The organism is Pseudomonas canadensis, assembly GCF_030980095.1.
Lineage (GTDB): Bacteria > Pseudomonadota > Gammaproteobacteria > Pseudomonadales > Pseudomonadaceae > Aquipseudomonas > Aquipseudomonas canadensis.
In genome coordinates, this window is sequence record NZ_CP133298.1 from 5473796 (window position 1) to 5499411 (window position 25616).

Below are 25616 nucleotides of genomic sequence, written 5' to 3' on the forward strand. Positions count from 1 at the left end.
TTTTTGCTTAAGCGGCCAGGGCGAAGTCCTGAGGCACATCTTGCACGCCCACCAGCGCCACATCGGACGCTGCGACCGCAGCCGAATCCACATGGGCCACACCGGCAGCCGCCAGTTGGTCGAACGTCGAGTTGATCGACAGGCTTGGGTCGATGTCCTTGAGCAGGGAGTCGATCGCCGACGCCAGTGCCGAGCTGTCGCCGCTCATCAGGCCGTACACGATTTTGTGCACCTGGCCGTCACGGCCTTCGGATTGCAGGCTCGACAGGCCCAGGTTGGTGAAGCTGACTTCCTGCTCGGCGAGGCTGTAGGTACCGCCGGCCGCACCGCCCGTCAGGACAGTGCCCAGGTCCAGGGAGTCGATCGAACCCCACAAGGTGTGCGACGGCGGATTGAACAAGGTGTAATGCAGGTCACCGTTAGCAACCACTGCCGCGTTGCTGACAGTGCTCGACACACCGTATTGGGTGCCGTCGAACGGGCCAGGATTGAAACCACCAGTGTTCGAACCTTCTTTAACCGAACCCTCACGGTGGTTCAGGTCACCAAAGTAAGCCGACCAGTCGCTCAGGTACTGGGCAACGGTGTTAGTGGCGTAGGCCGTGCTGTATGAAATAGAAATGCTCATGCAAAACTCCAAGTCATGGGGTGGTATCTCCACAGCAAGCCACTGCCTGCTGTGGTTTTGCCCGTCACTGGGCAAAATCGGTCAGAACTGATATTCAACGGTGCCCTGCAAGGTGCGCCCACGCCCCAGGGTGAAGGCCAACACGTCGCCCAACGGCACCAGGTAGGCGCGGTCGGTGACGTTTTCCATGGCCAGGCGCAGGGTCAACTGGTCGGTGGCGCGGTAGCTGCTGTAGAGGTCATAAACGGTGTAGGGCTTCCAGTCGGCCGGGTAAACGCCGGTTTGCGAGGTGGTCACACCCGCGCCGCCTTTGACGTAGTAACCGCCGCTATAGCGAGCGCGAACGCCCACATCCAACTTACGCTCAAGGAAGCGCGCGCCCAGCGTCGCAGTGCCGCGGTCCATCGGCATGTGCTCGGAGGAGCCCAGGATCGCACTGCAGCTCTGCCCCGCATTGGCCACATCGTCGGGCACCATCGCAGTGACTGGCGCCCGGCTGCCGGGCCCTTTCTGGATCTTGGTCACACCGCCCAGCCACGCGGTCTTGCTGCAGAATTTATTGCTGCCGAGCATGCGCGTGTAGTTGAACTGGCCGTAGGCGAACCCGGCGTCGTAATCCAACTGGTATTCAAGGCCGCGAAAACGGGTGGTCTCCAGGTTATTCACATACGCCGCATTGCCGATATTGGCGATGCCATAACCCGGCGGCTGCACCCCCAGGGCCATATAGGAAAAGTCGTCCACGCGGGTGTTGAAGTAGGACACTTTCATGCCCACACGGTCTTCGGAGAACAGCAGGTCCTCCTTCAATACATTGAAGCCAACCTCCCAGGACGTGGACGTCTCAGGCTTCAAGTAGGGGTTGGGGAAGATCGACTCGGAGCCCCCGCCATGGGGCCGACCGCTGACCAACGATTCGGTGACTGCCGGCGGGCGCCAGCCCTTGCCGTACGTGGCAAAGAGTTGCAGCCAGTCCACGCCGGGCTTGATCGACAGGCCGAAGGTCGGCGAAAAATGCCCCTCTTCCCGATCCACGTCATACGTCATGGGCAAGCCAACTTGCCGCGTGGTGCCAATGATGAACGTACGGGTGTTCAAACCGGTTTCGCCCCGCAGACGATAGCGGTCGTAGCGCAACCCGGCGTTGAGGTTCAGCCAATTGTCGTAGTCGTAGTCCAGGCGAGTGAACAGGCTGCCCATCGCCCGGTCGCCCCTGGGCGTGATGCTTTCCGCCGCAGAGGCCGTCACGGCCGAGTCGGCGGCCACCATTTGGTTGGAGTCCGGGCGGACCTTGTCGTAGAAAAACTCCAGGCCATAGTTGACCTTGATCACGGACAGTTCGCTCAAGGCAAAGGTCGAAATATTCTGCGCCTGGAAACCATAGGTGTTGGTCTGGTAAGTGACGTCGTAGCCCTTGCTGCTGCCACGGGTCAGCGTGGTTTGATCATTGCGGGTATCGACGTAATACAGCTTGGCCTTGAAATCGATCAGCGGGTTGTCCGGCGTGTAGCTGTAGTCCAGCGCGAAGTTCTGCGCCGTGACGTCACTGCTGCCGAGCTTCTCCCAGAGCTGGGCTTTTTCGGCGGTCATCATGTTGACGTCGTCGTAGCCGACTTCGGTGGTCAGGTAGCTCAGTTGCAAACGCTGATCCACTGGCAAGTTGAGACCCAGCTTGAGCAGTCGCGAACGCATGACCGAACCGGTGTATTCCACAGTGGAATGCTTGATCCGGTCTTCACTGGCCGGCAGGAAGGAACTGCCGGTGCGCAGCTCGCCAATGCTGCCCTTGGTGCCGGGCTTATAGTCACCGAGGTGGCGCTCACTGGCCGCCACCAACATGTCCCACACGTCGGTGCCCACGGCAAACGCCGAGCTGCCGATAAAGTGCGTGCCGTTGCTGCGCCCGCCCAGCCCTGTGGTCAAGCGGATACGCCCGCCGATTTCCTTGCCGCCCTTGAGCAGGTCCGCCGCTTCCACGGTGCGAAAGTTGGCGACCCCGCCGATCACTCCCGCCCCGCCCATCGTCGAAGTGGCGCCCTTCTCGATCACCACTTCAGACAGCAACTCCGGGTCGACATACAGCGTGCCGTTGCGTTGCTGGTGGCCACTTTGCTGATAGTTCTGGCGCATGCCGTCCACCGACATGTTGACCCTGCCGTAGTCCTGGATGCCGCGAATATTCACCGACAAACCAGGGTCTTGCTGGCTGACCGCCGAGTAGACGCCCGGTGCCTCCTCCAGCATTTCAGCGGCGTGCCGGGGCGGGTTTCGATCCAATTGCTCGCGCCCGACCACACTCACCGAGCGGGGCGATGAATACACCCAGTCGTTGGGGTGCAGGCCGGTGATCGTGGTGGTTCCCAGCGCCAAGGCGGCGCCGCTCTGCTCAACGCGGGTCAGGGTGACTTGGCGCTCGCCGTTGAAGCGGTACTCCACCGGTGCATTGCCCAACAAACGCGCCAAGCCTTCCTGCACGCTGTACTGCCCTTTCACCGCCGTACTCTGCAAGCCTTCCAGACGCTGGCTGTCGAACAGCACTTGCAGGCCGGCCTGGTCGGCGAACGCCAGCACCGCACTGCCCAAGGATTGCGCAGGGATATCGATCATCAGCACGGCCGGTTGTGCAGCCTTCGCCTGAGGTTGCGCGGCGTACACCGGGGCCGCAGCGGCGAACAGGCCCAAGTGGATGGCCAGGGCTAACCGGCTAACGGTGATACGCCCCTTATTGAGTGCTGACATTTCTGTTGTTCCCTGCGCTAAGCGTTTTTTGTTTATGCGAATGCTTCTCACCTAGCAAGACGTACGAGGCGCGGGAAGTCAGTAAGGGTTTTTGAAAGTTTTTCAGGAAGAGGGATTTCAAGCGGTGGGAGCAGGCCCCACCGGGTCATCAATAGATCAGGCTGAGGCCAGCCAGGTCCAGGCGTTGCACCTGGAGTTCCTGGGTAAGTGTGGCAAGGGCGGTGTCGAGCATATCGAGGCGGAACACGCCGCTGACTTCACGCTCGCCCAACGCCGAGTCGGCCAACACCACGCGCCCGGGACGGTAGCGGTTGAGTTGCTCGATGACGTTGGCCAACGGCTGGCGATCAAAGATCAACACACCGCGCCGCCAACTGGTGGCGCGCGCAACATCGAGTTGGTCCAAGGGGACGATGCCTTGCTGAGGGCTGTAGCGTACGGCCAGGCCTTCCTGGACCACCCTGTCGGACGGCCCCTTTTTCGGCGTTGCGCTCAGGGACACCTCAACACTGTGTTCCAGCACGCCGACCCACGCTTGGCTGTCGTCTTCACGCTCCACCACAAACCGCGTGCCCAGCGCGCGGGTTTGCCCACCGGCACTCTGCACCACGAACGGCCGGGTTTCCTCGCCGACCATGGGCGCCACGTCAAAGATTGCCGAACCCTGGAGCAGGCTGATGCGACGTTGCACGCCGTCGTAGTCCAGGCGGATGGCGCTGGCCGAATCCAGCTCGACCTTGCTGCCGTCGGCCAAGTGCACGGTGCGCACCTCGCCTTTGGCGGTGATGTAGTCCGCTTGCATGCGCAGCAACACCTGCGGCCCGCGCACCCAGCCAACACCCGCCACCACCACGACCAACGCGACGACGGCCGCACGTTGCCATGGCCTGCGCCGTTGGGTTCGGCGCACAGCCGCAGGCGCCACTGACGGGCGCTGGCGGTGCACGGGATCTTCCTTATACACATCGCCCAATGCTGCCCATGTCTGTTCGGCAAAACGCAACGCCGCTTCGTGGCGGCTGTCGCAGGCGATCCAATGCTGCAGCTCGGCCTGCTCCTGTTCGGTCAGGGCTCCGGCGTGCAAGCGCACCGCCCACTCGGCGGCCGCCTCGGTAATGCTGTGCTGTTGCGGACCCTGGCTATTCACGTGTGAATCTCGAATTTTTCGTTATGTAACGCTGTGACGTCTGAAGTGGCGCATTTCGGTAACTCATTCGTCGGATGGCGCGACTTCGCCGTCCTGCAAGCGCTGCATCACGTAGGCCAACGCCTTGGCCAGGTGCTTTTGTACGGAGCTGTCGGAGATGTCCAGGTGCCGGGCGACCTGGGCGTGGGTCATGCCTTCGATGCGGTTGAGACGGAAAATCTGCTGGGTGCGTTCCGGCAATTCCGCCAGTGCCTGCTTCAATGCCTGTCGCTGTTGCTGCGCCATTGCCTGAGCCTCCAACCCGGCCACTTCATCTTCAATCTCGGCCAGCGCCTCATGGGGCACGGAGTCTGTCTTGCGCCGCGCTTCCTGGCGAATATGGTCGATCAGCAGATTGCTCGCCGTTCGATAGAGATAGCCCTGGGAGTTGTCGATGCGCTCGCCGGCCGGCTTTTCCGCCAGGCGCAGGAAACTCTCCTGCACCAGGTCTGCGGCCAACTGCGGGTCCCGTACCTTGCGCGCCAGATACCCGCGCAGGGTATCGGCGTGCTTGAGGAACAGGCCCTTGAGATCCACGTCCGACAAACCGACTCCCTGGAATGTAAAGGAAACAGGCGGGCATATTAAGCGTTGTCGAGAATGATTTTCAATTGATATCTAATCTGATCCGCTTGTGTGAAAGGTCTGATTAACAGTTCGGTAATCGAACACATCCGTCACCATCAATTGACCAAATTAACTAACCGGTACATTTTATCTGCACAACTAACAAGAACTGTGGAGATACATCCCATGTCGCCTATCGTGCTGGTGCTCAACGGCCCCAATCTCAACCTGCTCGGCACCCGCGAACCCGCCACCTACGGCTATGAAACCCTGGCCGATGTCGCCGCCCTGTGTGGTCGCAGCGCCGAACAGCTCGGGCTGAAAATCGAATTCCGCCAGACCAACCACGAAGGCGAATTGCTCGACTGGATTCACGGCGCCCGTGCGCGTTGCGCCGGTATCGTGATCAACCCGGCAGCCTGGACCCACACCTCCGTGGCGATTCGCGATGCGCTGGTGGCCAGTGAAGTGCCGGTGATCGAGGTACACCTCTCCAACGTGCATGCCCGTGAAGCGTTCCGGCATCACTCGTTTGTGTCGCCCATTGCCAAGGCCGTCCTCGCAGGCTTCGGCAGCCACGGCTACCACCTGGCCCTGGAACATTTCAGCCAATTGCTCAAAGGGTCGGCCCGATGAAACCGCGTATCCTCGCCGGGCTGATCGGCGCTGGCATCCAGGCCTCGCGCACGCCCGCCCTGCATGAGCAAGAAGGCGACGCCCAAGGCCTGCGCTACCTGTATCGCCTGATCGACCTTGAGCCGCTGCACCTGGACATCAACGCCCTGCCCGACTTGCTGGACGCCGCCGAGTTGATGCACTTCACCGGCCTGAACATTACCTACCCGTGCAAGCAGGCGATCCTACCGCTGCTCGATGAACTGTCCGACGAGGCCCGCGGGATTGGCGCGGTCAACACCGTGGTGTTCAAGGACGGCAAGCGCATCGGCCACAACACCGATTGCCTGGGGTTCGCCGAAGGCTTTCGGCGCAACCTGAAGGATGTGGCACGCCAACGCGTGGTGCAGATGGGCGCAGGTGGTGCGGGCGCGGCGGTGGCGCATGCGCTGCTGGCTGAAGGTGTGGAGCAGTTGAGTATTTTTGACGTGGACATCAGCCGCGCCCGCGACCTTGTGGATAACCTTGCGCAGCGCTTCGGCGCCGGTCGGGCCCAAGTTGGCAATCAACTGGAAAATGCCCTGGCCGAGGCCGATGGCTTGGTCAACACCACGCCGATGGGCATGGCCAAGCTGCCGGGCATACCCGTTCCGGCCACCTGGCTACGCGCTGAATTGTGGGTGGCGGAGATCGTGTATTTCCCGCTGGAAACCGAACTGCTGCGCGACGCCCGCGCCTTGGGTTGCCGCACCTTGGATGGCGGCAACATGGCGGTGTTTCAGGCGGTGAAGGCATTTGAGCTGTTCAGTGGGGAAGTGCCGGATGCACAGCGTATGTTGGCGCATTTCCAGGCCATGAATACCTAACTGCCGAAACCGGATCAAAAAATGTGGGAGCGGGCTTGCTCAAGCCTGCAAGTAACGCATCACCGACTCACAAATCATGTCCCGATGCCGCTGTTTAACCGCCTCATCCGACAGATCGATCTGAAAAATCTCACTGAAGGTATGGCGGTTGGACACTCGGTAAAAGCTGAACGAGTTGATCAGCAGGTGCACGTCCAACGGCTCCAGCCCTTCCCGGAACAAGCCCAGCTCGGCACCACGGCGCAAGGTTTCGCCCAGCCCTTCAAGGATCTTGCTGTTCATCGCCTTGATGGTGTCGGTGCGCTTCACATATTCGGCATTGTGGATATTTTCGATACTGACGATGCGCACGAAATCCACGTTCTGGTCATGGTGATCAAAAGTGAATTCCACCAGCCGCCGGATCGCCTCGCGGGGCTCCAGCGCCGTGAGGTTCATGCGTGTTTCGGTGTTGCGAATGTCGCCGTAGAGTTTCTCCAGCACCTCGACGTACAACTGCTCCTTGCTGCCGAAGTAGTAATAGATCATGCGCTTGGACGTGTGGATACGCTCGGCGATCGCGTCCACGCGAGCGCCGGAAAGACCTTGCTGGACAAACTCGACGATGGCTTCCTGGAGTATGTTTTCGCGGGTCTTTTCCGGATTGTTCTTACGACTCTTGCGAGGTGCCTCGGTGGTCATGGTGCGCTCACGGCCAGTGTTATGCAGGCCGTGATTATGGGCCGCGATGCGGCCTGAAAGAAAGCACCTGACCCGCCGTTATAAACGCGCCTGACGCACCGCACCGCTGCGCGATTTTGCCATCGCCGCCAGACGCACCGCCACATTGGCCGCGCCGTAGCCGGCATAACCGTTCTTGCGCTGGATGATCTCGAAGAAAAACCGCCCTTCGAACGGCTCGGTGTACACATGAAACAACTCACCGCCCTGGGCGTCGCGGTCGTACAGCACGTTGTAGTACGCCAACTCGCTGAGGAACTCGTCATCGAAATCGAAACGCGCCGCCAGGTCGTCGTAGTAGTTGAGCGGGATATCCAGCAGCGGTACACCCGCCTCTTTGGCGCGGCGCACCTCGGCGAAAATATCCGCGCAGTCGAAGGCAATGTGGTGCACGCCGGAGCCGCGATAGCTCGACAGCGCGTGGGAAATCGCGGTGTTGCGGTTCTCGGAGATGTTCAGCGGCAGGCGGATCGAGCTGCAACGGCTGCGCAGGGCACGGCTTTTCACCAGACCGTAGGGGTCGGGCAGCACCACTTCGTCGTCGGCTTCGAAATCCAGCAGGCTCTTGTAGAACAGCACCCAACTGTCGAGGCTGTCGGCCGGCAACGCCATGGCCATATGGTCGATGCGCAGCAAGCCGCCGCTGGATGAGGCGGTAGGTTGCAGGTTGAAGTCAGTGTCGTAGAGGCCGCCTTCACTCTGGTCCACCAGGTAAATCAGGCTGCCATCCGGCGCACGTACCGCCGCCAGTTCCAGCTCATTGGGCCCGACCAGGCCGCGATACGGCTGGCCTTTGTACGCCACCGCCCGCTCCAGGGCCTTGGCGCTGTCCTTGACCCGAATCGCCGTGGCGCACAACGACGGTCCATGAGCCTCGAAGAAGTTGTGGGCGAAGGAATAGGGTTCACAGTTGAGGATCAGGTTGATATCACCTTGGCGCAGCAAGCTCACGCTCTTGGAGCGATGCTGCCCGGCCTTGACGAACCCCAGGCGCTCCAGCCAGACGGTCAGCTTGGCGCCGAGGCTTTCATCCACGGCAAATTCAAGGAACTCGATGCCGTCGTACTCGCTGGCGGCCGGGGTATCGAACAGAATCTCGACAGGCTGTGCAGGGGCTTCCTGCTTCAGGCGCTCGCGGGTTTTCTCTTCCAGGTACAGCAAGGAGCGCAGGCCATCCGCCGCATTCGCGCGGGTCGGCGCGGCGCGGAAGCCGTCGTTGAAAATCTCCAGGGACAGCGGCCCGGTGTAACCACTCTTGATGATCGGCGCAAGGAACCCCGCCAGGTCGAATTCGCCTTGGCCGGGGAAGCAGCGGAAATGCCGGCTCCACTCCAGCACGTCCATGGCCAGGATCGGCGCGTCGGCCATTTGCACGAAGAAGATCTTGTCGCCGGGGATCTCGGCAATCGCACTCGGGTCGCCTTTGAGCGACAGGGTGTGAAAGCTGTCGAGCAATACGCCGAGGCTGGGGTGATCGACCTGACGCACCAGGTTCCAGACCTGCTGCCAGGTGTTCACGTGCTTGCCCCAGGCCAACGCTTCGTAGCCAATACGCAGGCCACGGCGGCCGGCGTGTTCGGCGAGCAGGCTCAGGTCATCCAGCAAAATACGCTCGTCACCCACACTGTCGGCCGAGGCATTGCTGCACACCAGCACCAGGTCGGTGCCCAGTTCCTGCATCAAATCGAATTTGCGCTCGGCACGTTCCAGGTTGCGCGCCAGGCGGTCGCGGCGGCAGCCTTCAAAGTCGCGGAACGGTTGGAACAAGGTGATGGCAATGCCGAGGTCGGCACACATTTGCCTAACTTCGCGGGGGCTGCCGTCGTAATACAACAAGTCGTTCTCAAAGATCTCGACGCCATCGAACCCGGCGGCGGCAATGGCTTCGAGCTTTTCCGGCAGGGTTCCGCTCAAGGAAACAGTGGCGATGGAACGTTGCATGGGCGACTCCCGGCAATTGTTGTTTATGGCAAATTATTCGCCCCTAGCCTAACCGCAGCAATTAAAATGTACGAACCAGTTAGTTTTTGGTGCGATTATCGAACACTATGCCCCTTTGGCGAATTGACGATTTTTTAGCCACTGCGCACCATCGATGACGTAACAGACCCAGAACACACCATAAAAATTTCAAAAAACGGGTACGACCTCATGCCTCTGCAAAACTCCGCCCTGGCCGCGCGCCACGGCACCCCGCACGCCGGCATCGGCGACAAGATCCGCGGCGCCCTCGCCGTGGGCAAAACGCGCTGGGGCATGTTGGCCCTGGTGTTTTTCGCCACCACCCTCAACTACATCGACCGCGCCGCGCTGGGCGTCATGCAGCCGATCCTCGCCAAGGAGATGAGCTGGACGGCGATGGACTACGCCAACATCAACTTCTGGTTCCAGGTCGGCTACGCCATCGGCTTTGTGCTGCAGGGCCGCTTGATCGACCGGGTCGGCGTAAAACGCGTGTTCTTCTGCGCGGTGCTGTTGTGGAGCCTGGCGACTGGCGCCCACGGCCTGGCGACCTCGGCAGTCGGCTTTATGGTGTGTCGCTTTATCCTCGGGTTGACCGAAGCCGCCAACTATCCGGCGTGCGTCAAGACCACGCGGTTGTGGTTCCCGGCGGGTGAACGTGCGGTGGCCACCGGTATCTTCAACGCCGGCACCAACGTTGGCGCGATGATGACGCCGATGCTGCTGCCATTGATCCTCCACGTGTGGGGCTGGCAGGCAGCGTTCCTGTGCATGGCATCGCTTGGCGCGATCTGGCTGGTGTTCTGGGGTTTGAAGTACTACAACCCGGAAGACCATCCGACAGTTAAACAATCCGAATTGGACTACGTGCAACAGCAAGTCGAACCGGAACAACCAGGCGTACCGTTCAGCCGCATCCTGCGCATGCGCGGCACCTGGGCCTTCGCCATCGCCTACGCACTGACCGCGCCTGTGTTCTGGTTCTACCTGTACTGGCTGCCGCCGTTCCTGAACCAACAATACAACCTGGGCATCAACGTGACCCAAATGGGCATTCCGCTGATCATCATCTACCTGACGGCCGACTTCGGCAGCGTGGGGGGCGGGATTCTGTCGTCGTTCCTGATCGGTCGTGGCATGAACTCGATCAAGGCGCGCCTGCTGTCGATGCTGCTGTTTGCCTGCTGCATCGTCGGCGTGATCATGGCCGCCGGCTCTAGCCAGTTGTGGGTCGCAGTGTTTGCCATCTCCCTGGCGATCGGTGCGCACCAGGCCTGGACCGCCAACATCTGGAGCCTGGTGATGGACTACACGCCCAAGCACATGATGAGCACGGTGTTCGGCTTCGGCGGCATGTGCGCGGCGATTGGCGGCATGTTCATGACCCAGATCGTCGGCCACATCCTGACCGTGACCAACAACAACTACACCGTGTTGTTCACCCTGATCCCGGCGATGTACTTCATTGCGCTGACCTGGATGTACTTCATGGCGCCACGCAAGATTCCCACCGTAGACGTCTGACTCTACCTACGCCGCTGCTGCCAGGCAGCGGCCAACCCGCTCATGCAGATCACCCCGATGCCGACCACCGTGGTCACATCGGGGGTATGGTTGAACACCAGCCAGCCCAACAACCCCGCGAACACGATCTGGCAATAGCCGAACGGCGCCAGCAAGGCCGGCGCCGCGAAGCGGAACGCCTGGGTCAGCATCAAGTGTGCGGTCATGCCACAGGTGCCCAGCGCCAGCATCAATGCGCCATGCCATAGCGTGGGGATCTGCCAGAAGAACGGCACCATCGCACTCATTACCAAGGTATTGCACAGGCCAGCAAAGAAGTTGCTGGTGGTGGGCGTGTCGTATTGGCTGAGAATGCGCGTGAGCAGTTGGTAGAAGCAGAAGAACAGCGCCGAACACAGCGGCAGCAACACCGCCGGAGTGAACAGTTCGCCACCGGGGTGGATGATGATCAGCACGCCGACAAACCCGCAGATCACCGCGAGCCATTGGCCACGAGTCACGTGTTCACCGAGCAGCGGCACCGACAGCGCCGTCACCAGGATCGGCGCGAGGAAGTTCACCGCCGTGGCTTCCGCCAGCGGGATGTAATGCAGCGCCGCCGTAAAAAACAGACTGGTGCCCAACAGGCACAGCGCCCGCACCACCTGCATCCCGGGTCGCTTGCTGCGCAGCACGCGCAAGCCTGACTGCGGCAGGAAAATCCCGGCCATTAACAAGGTGTGCACCAAGTAACGTGCCCACACCACCATCACGATCGGGTAGAACCCCGCCAGGTATTTGGACAAGGCGTCGTGACTGGAAAACAGAAACGTCGCCAAAACAATCAGCAAAATGCCCTTGAAGGGATGGTTGACGCCGGATAAAGGGGTACTGACGGTCATCGGATTCTCGTGTGTGGCGCGCGGTCGAGCTCAACCCGGTAATCTAGCAGCCGGGTCGGAGCCTGCTCTAAGAGCATAACCAAACACCGTGCGAACAGCGCACTAAATCACCGGTTTCGAGTCCAACGCTGCACGTTGACCGTCCAGTTGTACACTTTTCAACCAAGGCCTTGCTGCTATGAAAAAAATCCTCTTTGCTCTTTCTGCCCTTGCCCTGCTCACCGCCTGCAATCAGGAAACCAAGGAAGCGCCCAAACCCGCGCCGGCTTCCGTACAAGCCACCCTGGTGCCGCAAACCCCGCCCACCGACAAATGGGTCGGCAAATGGATCGGCGTCGAAGGCCTCTACCTGACCATCGCCAAGGACGACAGCATCGGCCGAGGTCACTACCTGCTGACCATGAAATACGGCCTTGATGATGACGACGCCGGCACCTTCAAGGGTGAGGCCAACGAAGACGGCATCGCCTTTACCCGCCCGGACGGCCCCCAGCAACTGAGTGCCGGCAACGGTGAAGCCACCGGTTTGAAATGGTTGGCGGATAAAAAGGATTGCCTGATTGTCGATACCGGCGAAGGTTATTGCCGCGATTAACGGCCATACTCTTTCCCAATCAATGTAGGACCGTTCACCGAGAGGATTGCCCCATGCTATGGAAAAAAGGCCGACGCAGCGACAACGTGGTGGATGCCCGCGATGACAGTGGCGGCGGCGGTGGCGGTATGCGCTTTGGCGGCGGCAAGGGCCTGAGCCTGACGGCCATTGTGCTGATCGTCGGCATCGGCTGGCTGACCGGCCAGGACCCCTTGCAGATCCTCGGCCAGTTGACCGGCCAGATGGAACAGGCGCCGTCAGTAAGCACGCAATCGCGCCAGGCGCCGCCGGCCAACGATGAGCAAGCGGATTTTGTCCGCGCGGTGCTGGGCGATACCGAAGACACCTGGGGCCAGGTGTTCCAGGAAAACGGGTTGGCGTACAAGAACCCGAAACTGATTCTGTTCCGCGGCCGGGTGAACTCCGCCTGCGGGGGGGCCACCTCGGCCAGCGGCCCGTTTTATTGCCCGGCTGACCAGCAGGTGTACCTGGACCTGGATTTCTTCCGGGAAATGTCGCAACGCTTCCAGGCCGCCGGAGACTTTGCGCAGGCTTACGTGATCGCCCACGAAGTCGGGCACCACGTGCAGACGCTGCTGGGTATCTCTTCGAAGATTCAGGCGGCGCGCCAGCAAGGCCGGCAGATGCAAGGCGACGGCGGCCTGCTGGTGCGCCAGGAGCTGCAGGCCGACTGTTTTGCCGGGGTATGGGCCAACCGTGCGCAAAAGCGCCTGAACTGGCTCGAACCCGGCGACATTGAAGAAGCACTGAATGCGGCCAACGCCATCGGCGATGACCGCTTGCAGCAACAGGGTCAGGGGCGCGTGGTGCCGGACTCATTTACCCACGGCTCCTCGGCACAGCGGGTTCGCTGGTTCAAGACCGGCTTCGCCCAGGGCCAGATCACTCAATGCGACACTTTTACCGCCAAGAGTCTTTAGATGAATAAACGATTGGGATTGCTGCTGGGTTTGTTGGTCACCTGTTCCGCCTTCGCCGCCGAGCATGGCGTAAAAGAAGTCAGTCCCGATCGTTTCCACCTGGAGGCCGGAGACCTCAGTCTAGGTTTAAGCCAGGACTGGAATAAACCGCTGCCCCAGGTCACCCGCGCCTTGATCATCGTGCATGGTCGCCTGCGCAATGCGCAGACTTACCTGCAAAGCGGTGAAGACGCCGCCGAGCATGCGGGCCAGGCCGCCCATACACTGGTGATTGCGCCGCAGTTTCTAAATGAATCCGACGTGAAGCGTAACCACCTGGACAACCAGCTGCTGCACTGGAATGGCAACGACTGGATGGCCGGCGAACCCTCCACCGGTCCGGGGCAGATCAGCTCCTATGGCGCTCTCGACCAGATCATCAAGCACTTAGGCAACCGCAAGCTGTTCCCGGCGCTCAAGGAAATCGTGGTCGCCGGTCACTCCGGCGGCGGCCAGGTGGTGCAGCGTTTCGCGCTCACCGGCCACGACCACCCAACCCTGCAGACCGAAGGCATCAGCCTGCGCTACGTAGTGGCCAATCCATCCTCCTACGCCTATTTCACCCCACAGCGCCCGGTGAAATTCGACACGGCCAGTTGCCCAGGCTTCAACGACTGGAAGTACGGCCTGCAGAACCTGCCGGCCTACGCCAAGGGGCAGAGCGCCGAGCAACTGGAACAGGCATATGTATCACGCAACATCACCTACTTGCTGGGCCAGCAAGACACCGATCCGAACCACCCGGCGCTGGATAAAAGCTGCGCAGCCGAGACCCAGGGCGCGTATCGCCTGATTCGCGGGCACAACTATTTTGACTACCTCAAGCAGCGTCATCCGCAGTTGAGCCACACGTTGGTCGAGGTGCCGGGGGTGGGGCATAACGGGGATGGGATGTTTACGTCACCGCAAGGCCAGCGGGTGCTGTTCGTCCAATAACTGACGGAAATAAAACGGTGGGAGCGGGCTTGCTCGCTCCCACATTGAATCGTCAGAGACCGATCTAAATCATCCGGCGCAACACCGAGCAATCCTCAGCATGCCAATCGGCCAACTCCGGCCAAGGATTCTCCGGCAAATTCACCAACACCGTGCGCGCCCCCGCCGCTCGGCCACAGTCCAAGTCGAAGCGGTAATCGCCGACCATCACCATCTCACTCGGCGCCACGTCCCAAGCGGCCGCCAGCTTCAGCAAGCCATCCGGGTCGGGCTTGGGTTGCGCATCATCACGCCCCAACACGTCCTTGATGGCAAAGCAGTCCGCCAGGCCGATCGCGTCCAGAGTGACGTGCGCCAGCTCGCGTGCATTGCGGGTCAGGATGCCCAGGCGGTAACCACGCCCGGCCAACTCGCGCACCAGATCGACTGCGCCTTGCGCCGCAACTGAACCCAGCGCCAACTCGCGCTCATGCTCCAGCAACCAGGCATGCTTGGCCGCCGCGACATCGGCAGGCAACGCCGCCAAGTGAGTGAGGATGTCGTCCTCGGGCGGAATCTCCAGGGCCACGCGAATGGCCGCGAAGTCATGCACGGCGACCGTGAGGGTGCCGTCCATGTCGAACACCCAGTGTTTGATGTCCGACAGACTCATGCCCAATCCTTGCGATGGCGAATCAGGCCTTCCTGGGTCACCGACGCCACCAGTTGCCCGGCACGGTTGTACACGCTGCCACGGGAGAAACCACGGGAATTGCCGGCCCATGGGCTGTCCATGGCGTACAGCAACCAGTCGTCGGCACGCAGGTCGGCGTGGAACCACAGCGCGTGGTCGAGGCTGGCGACCTGCATGTCTTTCTGCCACACGGTCTTGCCATGGGGCAGCAAGGAGGTGGTCAGCAGGCCGAAGTCCGAGGCGTAGGCCAGCAGGTATTTATGCAGCGCCGGCGCATCAGCCAGTGCGCCGTCGGCGCGAAACCACACGTACTTGACCGGGTCGGACGGCTGCGGGTTGAACGGGTCTTTTTCGGTGACCGGGCGCACTTCGATCGGCTTGGGGCACAGCAGCTTGTCGCGCATGTGCTCGGGGATCAGGTGTGCGCGTTGCTGGGTCAGCTCCAGCTCCGACGGCAGGTTTTCCGGGCCCACTACCACGGGCATGGTGGTCTGGTGGTCGAAGCCTTGTTCGTCGTACTGGAACGAGGTGGTGCACGTGAAGATCGGGTGGCCCTTCTGGATCGCGGTCACGCGGCGCGTGCTGAAACTGCCGCCATCACGCACACGGTCCACCGAATACACCACCGGCAACTTCGCATCGCCGGGGCGCAGGAAGTAACCGTGCAAGGAATGCACGTGCCGCGCTTCTTCTACGGTCTGGCTGGCAGCCGACAACGACTGGCCGAGCACTTGGCCGCCGAACAGTTGGCGAAAACCCAGGTCCTGGCTGCGGCCGCGAAAGAGGTTTTCCTCGATCGGCTCCAGGGTCAGCAAGTCCACCAGATCTTCCAATACTTGGCTCATAGAGCAACTCCTAAAATCTACGGGGCATTCCGGGCTGCCTATCCGTGCAGCGTGTCCAACCATTGGGCGCGGGTGATGCGGTACAAAACATGATGGCGCAGCGGGTCATCGGCTGCGACCTTGGGGTGTTCAAAATCTGCCAGCGGATCGTAATGCATACCGATGGCTTGCATGACTTTTTGTGATGGCAGATTGGCTTCCGTGGTGAAGGCGACGATTTCGTCCAAATTCAAACGATCAAACCCACAGCGCAACGCGGTCCACGCGGCCTCGCTGGCATAGCCCAGGCCCCAGTGCTCGCGGGCCAGGCGCCAGCCAATTTCAACCGCCGGGGTAAAGTCGGCCTCGAAGCTGACATTCAGCAATCCGGTGAGGCCGATGAATTCCCCGGTGTCCTTGCGCTGCAACGCCCACAGGCCAAAGCCATATTCGGCGAAGTGCCCGCGAATGCGGCCAATCAACGCGGCGCTTTCCAGGTGACTCAGCTTGGCCGGGAAATAACGCATCACCTGCGGGTCGGCGCACATGCGCGCAAACTCCACCAGGTCGCTGTCGCGCCATTGGCGCAGCACCAGGCGTGCGCTTTCCAATTCCAGTATCGGCTCCATGGGTCCCCTCCCTTGCCATGTGCGTGAGTGTACAGCGCTGTTAAGATCCGTCGCAGGTTCCCGTCAGAAAATCCTATGCCTTTGCCATTGATCTACCACGATGACTACAGCCCCGAGTTCCCGGCGGACCACCGCTTCCCCATGGACAAATTCCGCCTGTTGCGCGACCACCTGGTGGACAGTGGCCTGACCGAGGACAGCCAGTTGCTGCGCCCACAACTCTGCCCACCCGAGATTCTGGCCCTGGCCCATGACGCTGGGTATATCGAGCGCTACATGGGCGGCGAATTGTCCCGCGAAGACCAGCGCCGCCTCGGCCTGCCCTGGAACGAAGCCCTGGCCCGGCGCACCGTGCGGGCGGTGGGTGGTTCGATACTCGCGGCGGAGCAGGCGCTGGAGCACGGCCTGGCCTGCCACCTGGCCGGCGGCACGCACCACGCCCACTACGATTACCCGGCGGGTTTCTGCATCTTCAATGACCTAGCGGTGATCAGCCATTACCTGCTGGCCAGCGGCCGGGTCAATCGCGTGCTGATCTTCGATTGCGATGTGCACCAGGGCGATGGCACCGCGCGCATCCTCCACGACACGCCAGACGCTATCACCGTGTCGCTGCACTGCGAAAAGAACTTCCCCGCGCGCAAGGCCCAGAGCGACTGGGACATTCCGCTACCCATGGGCATGGGCGATGCCGACTACCTCAAGGTGGTGGACGACGCCCTCAACTACCTGCTGCCGCTGTACCAACCCGACCTGGTGCTGTACGACGCCGGCGTCGATGTGCACAAGGACGACGCCCTCGGCTACCTCAAGCTGACAGACCAAGGCGTCGCCGCCCGCGATGAAAGCGTGATGCGCCACTGCCTGGGCCGCGACATCCCGGTGATGGGCGTGATCGGCGGCGGCTACAGCAAGGACCGCCCCGCCCTCGCCCGCCGCCATGGCATCCTGCACCACAGTGCGCAACGGGTGTGGACGTCATCAGGTTGTCATTGAACTGTGGGCGTTACCCACAATCCCTGTGGAACCACCTGTGGATAACTTGAGCGTAAGGGCCTGAAAGCCATTAGCCGTATGGCCTGTAAGAAACTGTACGTTTTTTGACCAGATACTTTTCCACAGCCGTGAAACGTTGTGGAACTTAGCGCCGGCGGCCGTTTTGCAACAAAACTGCCGCACGCCGTCGTCAACCTGAAGGCCTCTCTCGCTTTCAGAGTACCCCGCGATGGCAACTTACAAGATCGGCAGTAGCACGACGCCCAGTAATGACGACGCCCTGAAGAAAGTCGCCGCCACCTTTGACGCAGCAATGTCCCGCGCCGTGTCCGGTTTCAAGGAAGCCGCCCACCCCGGTAATTTCAAAGTCCTGGCGGTGACCGACAACACCAAGGACAAGAAAATCGCTGACGTCAAAGCCACCGGCGACCAAGAGGCGATTAAGCGCCTCGACGACCCGAACCTGGCCGACATCAGCAACACCGGCGTGCCGCTGGCCAACATCGCCAGCATCACCAAGATTTCCGACAACGTCCTGGAGCTGAAAACCCGCGACGGCAAGGACATCATCATTATCAAGCAGATGACCCCTTACCTGTTCGACGGCATGGCCGGCAAAGTCGACGCCGTGGACGCGCTGAACAAGAGCAAGGCCGACGGCTACCGCATCGCCCAGGCCGGCGACACCGCGCCGGGCCTGGACACCTACAAAAGCATCGGCCCGGCGGACGAAGTGGGGCCAGGGATGATTCGTTACGAAACTCTGTCAGGCGACAAGGTCGTCGTTAGTAAGGAAACCAACAGCGACCTGTACGAAAAGGTTAAGTCCGACGGCGAAACCTGGGGCCTGATCAACGACAGCAAGAATGAAGGCTATCGCCTGGCCGGCGCCGATGAAGCCGGCAGCGTGAGCCTGGTGGGTACACCGGAAGAACTCGGCCACGGGTTGATCCGCTACGAAACAGCTTCCGGCGACAAGGTCATCGTGTCCCAGGCCGTCAGCCCCGACCTGTACGCCTCGGTGGTGAAAGAATCCAACGGTATCTTTGGCGTCGACGGCGCCGTGGACACCAACTGGATCGACAACTCCAAGTACGCCAGCGCCAAGGACTGGGACAAGATCGTCGGCAACACCAGCGGCACGCCAACCCAGGAAGAGCGTGATCTCGACCGTCCGCGCGCCGCCTCGAAAATGCTCAGCGACAACTGGGACAAATGGGGCCTGCACGACCGCCCCATCGACTTCTCCAACCCGCCCGCCGACCTGCCGCCCGAAGCCCAGGCCTGCCTCAAGTACCTGGCCGGCAGCCCGAGCCTGATGAACGCCCTCGACAGCGGCGGCCTGGGCAAAAGCGATGGGGTGATTACCCACGCGGATGTGGATAAGTTCATCAGCCAATCGAACAAGGATCTGTCAGCCGCCTCGAAGTCCTACAGCACCTTCCTCAGCAAGAACCCAGACGCCACCGGTCTGGCCAAGGAAAACGCCAAGTCCGCCGCCATCGTCATGGCCAATATTTCCCTGGTGAGCAGCGCCGGCCCGGAAATGCAGGGCCCCAACCAGCGCGCCAACAACGGCAGCCTGAACACCGCCAACCTCAAGGCGATCAAGGATGACTCGGGCCTGAGCCCCGAGCTGACCGGCGCCGCAGGCTATTGGTCCACCCCCGGCATGCTGCGCACCCTCGACATGGCCGGCGACCTGCCCGCCACCGCCAAGGCCGACGGCATCACCCAACAGAAAAACATCGGCGCGTGGCTGGAAAACCAGGCGCCCAAGGACGACCACGGCGTGTTGATGATGCTCAGCAACGCCGCGGTACGCAGCTCGGTGGCCGACGTCGACACCTCCAAACTGACCAAGGACGTGCTCGAACACCCGGAGAACTACGACGGCAAGACCAAAGCCGCCGTGATGATGGAAATCAGCGACGCCCGCGCGCGCATGGCCGCCAGCGACAAGGTGGGCGACGGCGACCTGTATGCGGGGATTACGGCGGACACCGAATACCACCTCAACCCGACCAAATCCAAGGTCACCGACCAGCTCGATGCCGCCATCGGCAAGTTGTCCAGTGACCCGGATGTGAAGACCTTCCTCTCGCAAAACCAAGCGTCCGGCATGCGCGATATCGTCAACAGCGACCCGGCGATCAAGCATGAACTGCAGGCCTACCAGGACGGCCAGATCAACAGCGGCAATGTGCTCAACACCGCCCTGAACACCAAAGGGGCTGATGGCAAACCGTTGTCGCTCATGGACGCCCTGAGCCTGGCCGGCACCGACGCCACCCTCACCGACCTGGCATTGGGCGGCGATGGGCATGTGGACCTCAGTGTCATCGCGCAAAAGTCCGGCAAGTCCGGGGACATCGAGCAGTTCTTCAAGGACCACATCCTCAACGGCAAGGACCTGGAAGACGCCCTCGCCCAGCCGAATGCCGACCCGATGACCGCCATTGGCCAGTACGCCGCCCACGCCGAGCTGCTCAAGGAATTCCTCGGTGACAAGGTCTCGGCCCAGGACTCATCGACGGTGCAGCAGTACGTCAACCAGGCGGTGTCCGACTCCCTGGTCAACGGCGCCAACGACGACGTGCTCAAGGGGGCGTTCGGCGATGCCAATGGCAACTTCGACGAAGCCAAGACCACGGCCATCATCGAGAAAGCCATGGCCGACGACCCGGAGATGTTCAAAGACGCCACGGGCGCGCAGATCAAGCCACAGGACGTGATCTCGTTGATCCGCTCGATGTGGGACGTGAACCGTCAAGGCCAGAAGATCAGCGACGTACTGCCCAAGGCCGTGGACGGGCTGAAGCTCAACGCCAGCGATTCGTACAAACAAGGCCTGCTGCACATCGGCAGCGCCTTGCTGGCCGGCGGCGTACTGGCGGCGCGCTCGGCCACGGGCGGCAACAGCCCGGCGGATAACGCCGGGCGCGTGGCGGCGGGCATGCAGTTTGCCGGCCTGATTACCGAGGGCGGCACCAAGTACGCCAAGGAAGCCGGCTACGGCATGACCTGGAAACCCACCCCGATCGACCCGAACAAACCCCAAGGGATCGGCGACTTCCCCACCGGCAAAATGGTGCAGAACACCGACGGCCTCAACCGCCTGGGCAACCTGGGCAAGATCGTCGGCGGGACCGGCAGCTTTATCGGCGGGGTGTTCGGCCTGATCAGCGGGGTCAACAGCGCGTTTGCCGGGGATAAACTCAACGCCGGTTTCTCCCTCACCAGCGGCGCCCTGGGCACCGGCGCGGCAGTCGCCTCGATCATCGAAGGCGGCGCGGGTCTGTTCGGCATTGCCGATGCGGCGGCCATCGCGGGGACCTTCGCCGGCGTACTGGGTTGGGCCACCGCCGGTCTGGGCATCGTGACCAGCTTTGTGTTTCCGATCATCGAGGTGGTGAAGCGGGAAAAACAACAGGACGCGTTCTTTGGCAACCTGGTACCGACCCTGGATAAATATGGCCTCACCGGCGGCCCGATCACCGACGCCGACCGCAAGGATGAATACCCACCGTACGCCAACACCGGTTTTGCCTGACCAAGCCTGGCAACACCTCTCCCTGTGGTGAGCGGGCTTGTCCCGCGCTGGGCTGCGCAGCGGCCCCAAAACCTGCTACTGCGTTCTTTCTGAGAAGACGCGGCGGCTTTTTGGGGGCTGCTGCGCAGCCCAGCGCGGGGCAAGCCCGCTCACTACAACACCACAATTGCACGGTATTGCTTACAATGGGCGCCCTTTGTTTTTGACCAGGCCTGCCGATGTCCGCTACTGCTCCTTCCCACGTTGCCATTATCGGCGGCGGCCCTGCCGGGCTGATGGCCGCCGAAGTCCTGAGCCAGGCGGGCGTGCGGGTGGACCTGTACGACGGCATGCCCTCGGTGGGGCGCAAGTTTCTGCTGGCCGGCGTGGGCGGCATGAATATCACCCACTCCGAAGCGTACCCGGCATTCCTGTCACGCTACGCCGAACGTGCGCCGCACATGGCGCCGTTGCTGCGTAGTTTCGGGGCTGAGGCGTTGTGTGAATGGATTCATGGCTTGGGCATCGAAACGTTTGTCGGCACCTCCGGTCGTGTGTTTCCCACCGACATGAAAGCCGCACCCCTGTTGCGCGCCTGGCTCAAGCGCCTGCGCGACCAAGGCGTGGTTATCCACACCCGTCATCGTTGGCTGGGCTGGAATGCCGAGGGCGACTTACTTATCCACAGCCCCGAAGGCGAAAAAACTGTCCACAGCGACGCCGTGCTGCTGGCCCTTGGCGGCGGCAGTTGGTCACGGTTGGGATCTGACGGCGCCTGGCTCAGGTTGCTGGAAGACAAAGGCGTGCCTTACGCCCCGCTGCAACCGAGCAACTGCGGTTTCGAGGTGTCGGCCTGGAGCGAGTTGATGGTCAGCAAATTCGCTGGCGCGCCGTTGAAAAACGTCGCCATTGGTTTAGGGGAAGACAAGCCTCGTCTGGGTGAATGCGTCATCACCGCCAGCGGGATCGAAGGCAGCTTGATCTACGCGCTGTCGGCGCCGATTCGCGAAGCGATCAACAGGGACGGCTCGGCCACCGTGCATATCGACCTGCTGCCGAGCAAGCCGCTGGACAAGGTTCAGGCCGCGTTGGCGAAACCGCGTGGCTCACGCTCGATGAGCAAGCATCTGCACAGTCAATTGGGGTTGGATGGGGTGAAAGCCGCACTGCTGCGCGAGTTGGCGCCGGCTGACCACTTCAATGATCCGGCGCAGTTGGCGGTGGATATCAAGGCGCTGCCCTTGACCCTGGTGAAGACCCGGCCGATGGATGAAGCGATCAGCACCGCGGGCGGCGTGCCGTTCGAGGCGCTGGATGAGCGATTGATGCTCAAGCCATTGCCGGGGGTGTTCTGTGCGGGGGAGATGCTGGACTGGGAAGCGCCAACGGGCGGGTATCTGTTGACGGGGTGTTTTGCCAGTGGCAGAGCGGCTGGGCGGGGGATGTTGGAGTGGCTTCACCGCTGAGATTTGCGGTGAATTCCGAGCCGCCTTCGCGGGCAAGCCCGCTCCCACATTTAACCGAGTTCCAACGTTGGAATGCAGTCAATGTGGGAGCTGGCTTGCCTGCGAAGAGGCCATCAGCAGCGCTGAAAAACTTACTTCTTCTTACGCGGCCCGGTATTGAACACCGGCACCTTGCGCACCGGCTTGATCGATGGCTCAGCCGGCGCGACGTCGCCGCTGTCCACCCACTTGCCCAGGTTACGCTTACCGCCCCCACCCGACGCTTTAGGTTTCTTCGGTTTTTTCGGTTTCTTCACCACCTGCCCGCTGGCATCGGTGTCCGGCACACGATGCTCCGGCTCGAAGTCCGGCTCCATCTTGCGGGTCAAAGTCTGACGCGTCAGCATTTCGATGGCCGACAGCATGTTCACTTCATCGGCACACACCAGGGAAATCGCTTCCCCGGTGTTACCCGCACGCCCGGTACGGCCGATGCGGTGGATGTAGTCTTCGGCCACGATCGGCAAGTCGAAGTTGACCACCAGCGGCAGGTCTTCGATATCCAGGCCACGGGCCGCCACGTCGGTGGCCACCAGGATCTGCACTTCGCTGGATTTGAAGCGGTCCAGCGCACGCTGGCGCGTGGCTTGCGGCTTGTCGCCATGGATGCCGTCGGCATTGATGCCCAGGCCCTGCAACTTATCCACCAGCGCATCCACGCCGTTACGGGTCTTGGCGAACACCAGCACTTGCTTCCAGCGGCCTTTGCGCATCAGGTGCACAAACAGCTCCGGCTTGCGCTTCTTGTCCACCGGCACCACCCACTGCTTCACGGTGTTGGCGGCGACGTTGCGCGGGCTGACTTCGATGCTCAGCGGGTCGTTGAGCATCTGCCCGGCCAGCGTGCGGATCTCATCGGAGAAGGTCGCGGAGAACAACAGGGTCTGGCGCTTCTTCGGCAGCATGCGGTAGATGTTCGCCAGCTCTTCGGAGAAGCCCAGGTCGAGCATGCGGTCGGCTTCGTCCAGCACCAGGGTTTGCAGCTGGTTGAGTTTCAGCGCGTTCTGGCGGAACAGGTCGATCAGGCGGCCAGGGGTGGCGACCAGGATGTCGACGCCCTTGCGCAGCTTCATCATCTGCGGGTTGATGCTCACGCCGCCGTACACCGCGTAAGTGGTCAGCGGCAGGTTTTGTGCGTACTCGGCGACGCTGGCGTGCACCTGCTCGGCCAACTCGCGGGTCGGGCACAGGATCAGCGCGCGTGCCGAGTTGGCGGCGACTTTCGGCCCTTCCATCATCAACAGTTGCAACAACGGCACGGCGAAACCGGCGGTTTTGCCGGTGCCGGTCTGGGCCGCGGCCATCAGGTCGCGACCGGCCAGCACCGCCGGAATGGCTTGCGCCTGCACCGGCGTCGGGGTCTGGTAGCCAAGCGTCTCAAGGGCGCGCAGCAAGGGTTCGATCAGGCCAAGGGTGGCGAAAGTCATGTGTTTACCGTAGGAAAAATTCAGCGCAAGGTCGCAATGCGCCGCAGTTTACCTTATTTCCGCCTTCGGCTTGCGCCACTGGGGCAGGCTGATCAGCAGGACGGCGCTGATAATCACCAGCATGGCCAAGGCTTCTTCCAAACCGATGGTCTCGCCAACGAACACAATCCCCAGTAACACCGCCACCGCCGGGTTCACATAGGCATAACTGGTGGCCGCCGCCGGGCGCACATGCTTGAGCAGGTACATATAGGCGTTGAAGGCGATGATCGAGCCGAACACCGTCAGATAGGCCAGGGCCAGCCAGCCTTCCAGCGGCGGCGCGGCCTGCAGGCGTTCACCGGATAGCGCGCTGACGAACAACAGCGCCACACCGGCGACCAGCATCTCCGCAGCACTGGCCATGGCGCCCTGGGGCAACGGCAATTGCCGGCTCCACACCGAACCAAACGCCCAGGAAGCCGCCGCCACCAACAGCAACACGGCACCCATCGGGCTCGATTGCAACGTGCTGCCCATATTGAGCATGGCGATGCCGATGATCCCCAGAATCACCCCCGCCCACTCCAAGCGAGTGTTGCGCGCGCCCCAGAAATACCCACACAGCAAGGTGAACAACGGCACCGTCGCCACGGCCAGCGCCGCCACGCCGGACGACACGCCCATGTGTTCCGCCACGCTGACACCGCCATTGCCCACGGTGAGCAGCAAAAGACCAATCATCCCGGCTGCTTTCCACTGCGGCCACGTCGGTGCCGGCACGCCACGCCAGCGCAGGAAGCCATACATCAACGCCCCGGCCGTGCAAAACCGAATCCCCGCCAGCAACAACGGCGGCCAGTACTCCACGCCGATGCGAATCACCAGATAGGTGGAACCCCAGATCACATACAGCGCAAAAAAGGCGGCGATCAACGGTAAGGGAAAGCGACGTGGGCCAGGCATTGGGCGGCTCTATGGCAGGAGATGGGAGGCTTATTCTAAAAAGACAGGTCGTTAAACATAAGTTACAAAACCTGTTTAAAACGCCAATACACTTTTCAAAGCATGGTTGTGAAGGCTATAAACCGTGCTTTCGAAAGTCACGCGCAACCGGAGCCTTATCATGGACAAATACGACCGCATGCTCCTCAGCGCTCTGCTCGAAGACGGCCGCGCGTCCTACGCGCAACTGGCCCGCACGGTAAACCTCTCCGCCCCCGCCGTGGCCGAGCGCGTGGCCAAGCTGGAGACCAGTGGCGTGATCACCGGGTATCAGGCCAAGGTGGACTTGTCCAAAGTGGGCTTGCCGATTCAGTGCGTGATTGAGCTGCGGTTGACCAATCACGGCAGCCAGAAGGTGTATGACGCGCTGGCGGAAATCCCTGAATTGACGGAGTGCCATCGGGTGACCGGCGATCCGTGCGTGATCATGCAGGCAGCGGTGGGGTCGATGCCGGAGCTGGAGAGCTTGATCAACCGCGTGGCGAAGTTCGGGTTCAGCAAGACCTCGATTATTTTGTCGAGCGCGATAGAGCGGCGGGTGCCGTTGGGGCAGTTGGAGGGCAATGGGAAAAATGGTGGCTGAACCGCCGCCATCGCTGGCTTGCCGGCGATGGCGTCAGTTGCATCAAAGCCTGCGCCCCGGATGCGCCCCATTTCATTCTGAATGACAACCTGAGCTTCGAAGACGCCCTCGCCCATGCGGCGGATTTGCTGCATTGCGCGGTGGAGACGGTGCAGGATTCGGCTGAGTTGCTGAGCGCGCAGCAGCGGGCGGTGATGCATTTGGTGGGGATGGCGAAGGGGGTGGTGGATCGGGCGTTGGAGTGTGTGCAGCCACAATAGCCTG

Annotated in this window: 22 protein-coding genes and 1 pseudogene; 11 read left to right on the forward strand and 12 right to left on the reverse strand. The window is 61.7% G+C overall.

From position 1 onward, the window contains the following. Positions 1–7 precede the first annotated feature (7 nt). The 4 genes from RB216_RS25435 to RB216_RS25450 all read right to left on the reverse strand — a co-directional run bounded on the left by RB216_RS25435 (position 8) and on the right by RB216_RS25450 (position 5099). The gene (locus RB216_RS25435; protein ID WP_028618028.1) at positions 8–628 is read right to left on the reverse strand and encodes a heme acquisition protein HasA; all 621 of its coding nucleotides are present in this window, start codon (positions 626–628) and stop codon (positions 8–10) included. An 81-nt stretch (positions 629–709) separates the two neighbouring features. Further along, the gene (locus RB216_RS25440; RefSeq protein WP_122683608.1) at positions 710–3367 is read right to left on the reverse strand and encodes a TonB-dependent receptor; all 2658 of its coding nucleotides are present in this window, start codon (positions 3365–3367) and stop codon (positions 710–712) included. A 148-nt stretch (positions 3368–3515) separates the two neighbouring features. Then, a complete protein-coding gene (locus tag RB216_RS25445) occupies positions 3516–4514 on the reverse strand; it encodes a FecR family protein (protein WP_122683607.1) in 999 nt (332 codons plus the stop codon). Between the two features lie 63 nt (positions 4515–4577). Next, positions 4578–5099 (reverse strand): RNA polymerase sigma factor, encoded by a 522-nt coding sequence (locus tag RB216_RS25450; protein ID WP_028618031.1) that lies wholly within the window; start codon positions 5097–5099, stop codon positions 4578–4580. Positions 5100–5306: 207 nt separating this feature from the next. Here RB216_RS25450 and aroQ point away from each other — a divergent pair, with 207 nt between their 5' ends. After that, positions 5307–5756 (forward strand): type II 3-dehydroquinate dehydratase, encoded by a 450-nt coding sequence (gene aroQ, locus RB216_RS25455; RefSeq protein WP_028618032.1) that lies wholly within the window; start codon positions 5307–5309, stop codon positions 5754–5756. Then, on the forward strand, positions 5753–6601 hold the full coding sequence (locus RB216_RS25460) for a shikimate dehydrogenase (protein ID WP_308908029.1): 849 nt from the start codon (positions 5753–5755) through the stop codon (positions 6599–6601). The genes aroQ and RB216_RS25460 overlap by 4 nt, the downstream gene beginning before the upstream one ends. 39 nt (positions 6602–6640) lie before the next feature. Here the strand turns inward: RB216_RS25460 and RB216_RS25465 are convergent, their stop codons facing one another. After that, positions 6641–7282, reverse strand: coding sequence for a TetR/AcrR family transcriptional regulator (locus RB216_RS25465; RefSeq protein WP_028618034.1), 642 nt, complete (start codon positions 7280–7282; stop codon positions 6641–6643). Between the two features lie 78 nt (positions 7283–7360). Then, positions 7361–9262 carry a 3-dehydroshikimate dehydratase QuiC gene (gene quiC, locus RB216_RS25470; RefSeq protein ID WP_028618035.1) on the reverse strand — a complete coding sequence of 634 codons (1902 nt, stop codon included), beginning with the start codon at positions 9260–9262 and terminating at the stop codon, positions 7361–7363. Positions 9263–9472: 210 nt separating this feature from the next. On the opposite strand from quiC, the gene RB216_RS25475 reads away from it, so the two are divergent. Further along, positions 9473–10807 (forward strand): MFS transporter, encoded by a 1335-nt coding sequence (locus RB216_RS25475; protein ID WP_016976741.1) that lies wholly within the window; start codon positions 9473–9475, stop codon positions 10805–10807. A 2-nt stretch (positions 10808–10809) separates the two neighbouring features. Here the strand turns inward: RB216_RS25475 and RB216_RS25480 are convergent, their stop codons facing one another. Then, positions 10810–11688: a DMT family transporter gene (locus RB216_RS25480; RefSeq protein ID WP_016976739.1), complete on the reverse strand. Its 879-nt coding sequence runs from the start codon at positions 11686–11688 to the stop codon at positions 10810–10812. 178 nt (positions 11689–11866) lie between these two features. Between RB216_RS25480 and RB216_RS25485 the strand changes: the two genes are divergently transcribed. The 3 genes from RB216_RS25485 to RB216_RS25495 are packed head-to-tail and all read left to right on the forward strand — an operon-like array spanning position 11867 to position 14199. Beyond that, complete coding sequence (locus tag RB216_RS25485) at positions 11867–12283, forward strand: lipoprotein (RefSeq protein ID WP_068931992.1); 417 nt, start codon at positions 11867–11869, stop codon at positions 12281–12283. Between the two features lie 53 nt (positions 12284–12336). Then, positions 12337–13224 (forward strand): KPN_02809 family neutral zinc metallopeptidase, encoded by an 888-nt coding sequence (ypfJ, locus tag RB216_RS25490; protein ID WP_308908030.1) that lies wholly within the window; start codon positions 12337–12339, stop codon positions 13222–13224. Further along, the gene (locus RB216_RS25495; RefSeq protein WP_122683603.1) at positions 13225–14199 is read left to right on the forward strand and encodes an alpha/beta hydrolase; all 975 of its coding nucleotides are present in this window, start codon (positions 13225–13227) and stop codon (positions 14197–14199) included. It abuts the gene before it with no gap. A 64-nt stretch (positions 14200–14263) separates the two neighbouring features. Here the strand turns inward: RB216_RS25495 and RB216_RS25500 are convergent, their stop codons facing one another. The 3 genes from RB216_RS25500 to RB216_RS25510 are packed head-to-tail and all read right to left on the reverse strand — an operon-like array spanning position 14264 to position 16325. Next, positions 14264–14851, reverse strand: coding sequence for an HAD family hydrolase (locus tag RB216_RS25500; RefSeq protein WP_068931995.1), 588 nt, complete (start codon positions 14849–14851; stop codon positions 14264–14266). Next, positions 14848–15717, reverse strand: coding sequence for an acyl-CoA thioesterase II (tesB, locus tag RB216_RS25505; protein WP_025858197.1), 870 nt, complete (start codon positions 15715–15717; stop codon positions 14848–14850). Before tesB ends, RB216_RS25500 begins: the two co-directional genes overlap by 4 nt. Positions 15718–15755: 38 nt before the next feature. Further along, positions 15756–16325 carry a GNAT family N-acetyltransferase gene (locus RB216_RS25510; RefSeq protein ID WP_068931996.1) on the reverse strand — a complete coding sequence of 190 codons (570 nt, stop codon included), beginning with the start codon at positions 16323–16325 and terminating at the stop codon, positions 15756–15758. A 75-nt stretch (positions 16326–16400) separates the two neighbouring features. On the opposite strand from RB216_RS25510, the gene RB216_RS25515 reads away from it, so the two are divergent. From RB216_RS25515 to RB216_RS25525, 3 genes are all read left to right on the forward strand, one after another. Continuing rightward, positions 16401–17321 carry a histone deacetylase family protein gene (locus RB216_RS25515; protein WP_016976732.1) on the forward strand — a complete coding sequence of 307 codons (921 nt, stop codon included), beginning with the start codon at positions 16401–16403 and terminating at the stop codon, positions 17319–17321. Positions 17322–17550: 229 nt separating this feature from the next. Further along, the gene (locus tag RB216_RS25520) at positions 17551–20874 is read left to right on the forward strand and encodes a type III effector HrpK domain-containing protein (protein WP_308908031.1); all 3324 of its coding nucleotides are present in this window, start codon (positions 17551–17553) and stop codon (positions 20872–20874) included. A gap of 218 nt (positions 20875–21092) precedes the next feature. Beyond that, entirely contained in the window at positions 21093–22319 is a 1227-nt protein-coding gene (locus RB216_RS25525; RefSeq protein ID WP_028618044.1) for a TIGR03862 family flavoprotein, read from the forward strand. 131 nt (positions 22320–22450) lie between these two features. Here RB216_RS25525 and rhlE1 read toward each other — a convergent pair whose 3' ends face one another. Together rhlE1 and yedA are read right to left on the reverse strand one after the other, a co-directional pair. Next, entirely contained in the window at positions 22451–23785 is a 1335-nt protein-coding gene (gene rhlE1 / locus RB216_RS25530; RefSeq protein ID WP_068931999.1) for an RNA helicase RhlE1, read from the reverse strand. A 48-nt stretch (positions 23786–23833) separates the two neighbouring features. Then, positions 23834–24730: a drug/metabolite exporter YedA gene (gene yedA, locus RB216_RS25535; protein WP_016976726.1), complete on the reverse strand. Its 897-nt coding sequence runs from the start codon at positions 24728–24730 to the stop codon at positions 23834–23836. A gap of 160 nt (positions 24731–24890) precedes the next feature. Between yedA and RB216_RS25540 the strand changes: the two genes are divergently transcribed. Both RB216_RS25540 and RB216_RS25545 read left to right on the forward strand, forming a co-directional pair. Beyond that, the gene (locus tag RB216_RS25540) at positions 24891–25352 is read left to right on the forward strand and encodes an Lrp/AsnC family transcriptional regulator (RefSeq protein ID WP_028618046.1); all 462 of its coding nucleotides are present in this window, start codon (positions 24891–24893) and stop codon (positions 25350–25352) included. A 41-nt stretch (positions 25353–25393) separates the two neighbouring features. Beyond that, positions 25394–25612, forward strand: a pseudogene (locus RB216_RS25545) (DUF6124 family protein); the annotation flags it as partial. Positions 25613–25616 lie beyond the last annotated feature (4 nt).